This is a genomic window from Roseovarius amoyensis, from assembly GCF_003260265.1.
GTDB lineage: Bacteria > Pseudomonadota > Alphaproteobacteria > Rhodobacterales > Rhodobacteraceae > Roseovarius > Roseovarius amoyensis.
Map to the genome: position 1 here is coordinate 1 of NZ_QITQ01000061.1, position 3404 is coordinate 3404.

Genomic DNA, 3404 nt, shown 5'->3' on the forward strand with positions numbered 1-3404 from the left:
GTCTCCGCCCCCGGCAACACCGCACCCACCGCAGATGCAGGCCTCGATCAAGCCGTCGCCTCCGCCGCCTCCGTCACGCTGGACGGCTCCGGCTCGGATGCAAACGACGCGGGCCAGACCCTGACCTATGCCTGGACCGAGACCAGCGGCACCGGCGTCAGCCTGACCGGGGCCACCACCGGCAGCCCCAGCTTTACCGCGCCGACCCTGGCCGTGGGCGATGCGCCCGTCGTGCTGACCTTCGCGCTGATCGTCAACGACGGGATCGATCCTTCGCCTGCCGACAGCGTCACCGTGACTGTCTCCGCCCCCGGCAACACCGCACCCACCGCAGATGCAGGCCTCGATCAAGCCGTCGCCTCCGCCGCCTCCGTCACGCTGGACGGCTCCGGCTCGGATGCAAACGACGCGGGCCAGACCCTGACCTATGCCTGGACCGAGACCAGCGGCACCGGCGTCAGCCTGACCGGGGCCACCACCGGCAGCCCCAGCTTTACCGCGCCGACCCTGGCCGTGGGCGATGCGCCCGTCGTGCTGACCTTCGCGCTGATCGTCAACGACGGGATCGATCCTTCGCCTGCCGACAGCGTCACCGTGACCGTCTCCGCCCCCTTGGACACGGAACCTCCGGTCATATCTGATGTTGCAGATATCGCTGTGGACACGGATGCGGGGGCCAACACAGCTTCCATCGTACTGACCGCAACGATCACCGACAATTCTGGTGACGCTATTCTTCCAATTTTCTCAATCGACGGGACCGTTATCACCAGCCCCTATGATTTTCCAGTCGGCACCACGACAGTATTCGTCGATGCTCAAGACGGCGCGGGGAACGAAGCGACCCAACAGTCCTTTATGGTGACTGTGACGGATATGACACCTCCGAATGCGCCGGTCGTGGCAACACTGACCGCCACTCAGGACGGCCGCGTCGATCTTGCGGGCACTGCGGAACCGGGCAGCACCGTGACCATAACGTTCCCCGATGGCCGCACCGGGAGTGTGACAGCGGATGCCAGCACCGGAACGTTCGCCATTACGTCCGACACGCCGCAGCAATCGGGGATGATCACCCTTGTCGCCGCGGACTCTGCGGGCAATGATTCCGCACCCACGAATGCCGATTTTGTTGGCGACGATACCCCACCGACGATCTCTATCGGCGCGCTCAGCGGACCAATCAACGGCACTTATACCGCGGCGATCAGCATATCCGAGGACAGCACCGACTTCGGCGTCGCTTATCTGACCCTGGACAATGCAACAGTAACCCTCACCGGCTCGGGAAGCAACTACACCGCGATATTGACCCCGGACGCTGATGGCACAATCACCCTTTCCGTGGCCGCGGGCACATTTACCGACGCCGCAGGCAACGCAAACGAAGCCTCGAACACGGTCAGTGCCGTTTTTGACGGAACCGCCCCAACTGTCAGCATTTCCGGAGCACCCGAGACCCTTGCGGGCGACAGCTCGTTTTCCGTAACGATCACATTCTCGGAAAGCGTTACAGGCTTCGTGGCGGATGACATCAGGACCACCAACGCCACGGTAATCAGTCTGAGTGGTGGCGGCGCATCTTATGCGGCCACATTGCGCGCGTCAGGTGCCGGGGATGCCCAGGTTTCTGTCCCTGCCAATGTGGCTGTTGACGCAGTTGGAAACGGCAACCTAGCTTCAAACCAAGTCGGAATTATCGATGTCACAGTAGAACGGACACAGGAACTCATCGCATCCTACATGCAGACCCGTGCGGACCAGTTGATCCGCAACCAACCCAGCCTGATACCGTTCCTGTCGGGTGCCGGACAGAATACGTTCAATTCCGCTGCGACGCGCGGTTCGGGGAACTTTGATTTCGCGACCAGCGGCGATTACCCGGTCTGGGTTCGGGCGGACGGATCATGGACAACCGACGGCGACAGCAGAAGTATGTATGTTTTCGGGGCACTTGGCAGTCACCGGGCCATCAACGAGAACCTGCTGGTCGGGGCAATGCTGCAATTCGACCATCTAAGCGAGGACACCGGTGTGGCGTCGGTCAGCGGGACAGGCTGGATGGTCGGCCCCTATTTCGTTGCCAGAAGTGCGAGCCAGCCGCTATATTTTGAGGGTCGTTTGCTCTATGGTGAAACCAGCAACAACATTTCGCCCTTCGGAACCTACGAGGATAGCTTTGATACCACACGTATGCTGGCTCAACTGAGGATTGCCGGAGAACTCAGATTCGGAAAGACAACACTGACCCCCTTCTTGGACGCCTCCTATACCACCGACGACCAGCACAGCTATATGGACAGTCTGGGCAACACCATTCCCGAGCAGGGCATCGCGCTTGGCCAGATCGAGATCGGAACGGATTTCAGCAGGATGATCCCGGTCAGTAGCGGTGAGCTGGAACTTTTGAGCGGGGTCTCGGGAATCTGGTCACATACAAGTGGCAGCGGCTTCGCCTCGACCGTAACACCCGATTACGAGGGTGGCAGGGCGCGGATCGAACTGGGCGTTAATCGCACGATGTCTGCGGGCCAAAGTTTCACCGCCGCGACCTATTATGACGGTATCGGTGCGAACGACTTCGAAAGTTACGGACTGACACTCGGGTACGAAATGCAGTTCTGATGCGGCTCGTGACTTGCTAGGCTCAGGACCCATTGATTTTCGCTCTGCGGCATGATTCACGGCTCTGAAAACGGAGCGGTGATATGTCTGATCTTTTCTGGCTGACGGACGCGCAGATGGCGCGGCTTGAGTTCTACTTCCCGAAGTCCCATGGCAAACCACGCGTCGATGATCGGCGTGTCTTGAGTGGCATTATCTTCATAAATCGCAATGGGTTGCGTTGGCGTGATGCTCCGAAGGAGTACGGGCCACACAAGACCCTGTACAACCGATGGAAGCGCTGGAGTGACAAGGGCATCTTCGCTCAGATGATGGCTGGTTTTGCGGCCGAGCATGGTGAAAAGAAGACGGTGATGATCGACGCCACCTATCTGAAAGCACATCGCACGGCGTCCAGCATGGGCGTCAAAAAAGGGGGCGTGGCCGCCTGATCGGCCGGACCAAGGGGGGCATGAATACGAAGCTCCACGCCATCTGCGACAGCCAGGGGCGCCCGCTGGACTTCTTTGTCACCGCCGGACAGGTCAGTGACTACATCGGCGCACGAGCCCTGCTCGGCAACCTGCCAAATGTGGAATGGCTCCTGGGTGACCGTGGCTATGATGCGGATTGGTTCCGAGAAGCCCTGAAAGACAAGGGGATAAGCGCCTGCTGAGCTACCCCCCGAAATTCGGACAGTGACGTAAGCTACGATTTGCAGTCTGCTGATCTTCGACGAGAAGGAGATCAGAGATGTCGAAACGCAAACAACATGCGCCCGAGTTCAAGGCGAAGGTCGC

At 60.0% G+C, this 3404-nt stretch carries 1 protein-coding gene and 1 pseudogene; both read left to right on the forward strand.

The genetic code is table 11. From position 1 onward, the window contains the following. On the forward strand, positions 1-2625 hold a 2625-nt coding region (locus DL899_RS19015; protein WP_111735884.1), incomplete at its 5' end, for a PKD domain-containing protein. Positions 2626-2708: 83 nt separating this feature from the next. Continuing rightward, positions 2709-3277 (forward strand): annotated as a pseudogene (locus DL899_RS19020) (IS5 family transposase); the annotation flags it as partial. Positions 3278-3404: the final 127 nt, after the last annotated feature.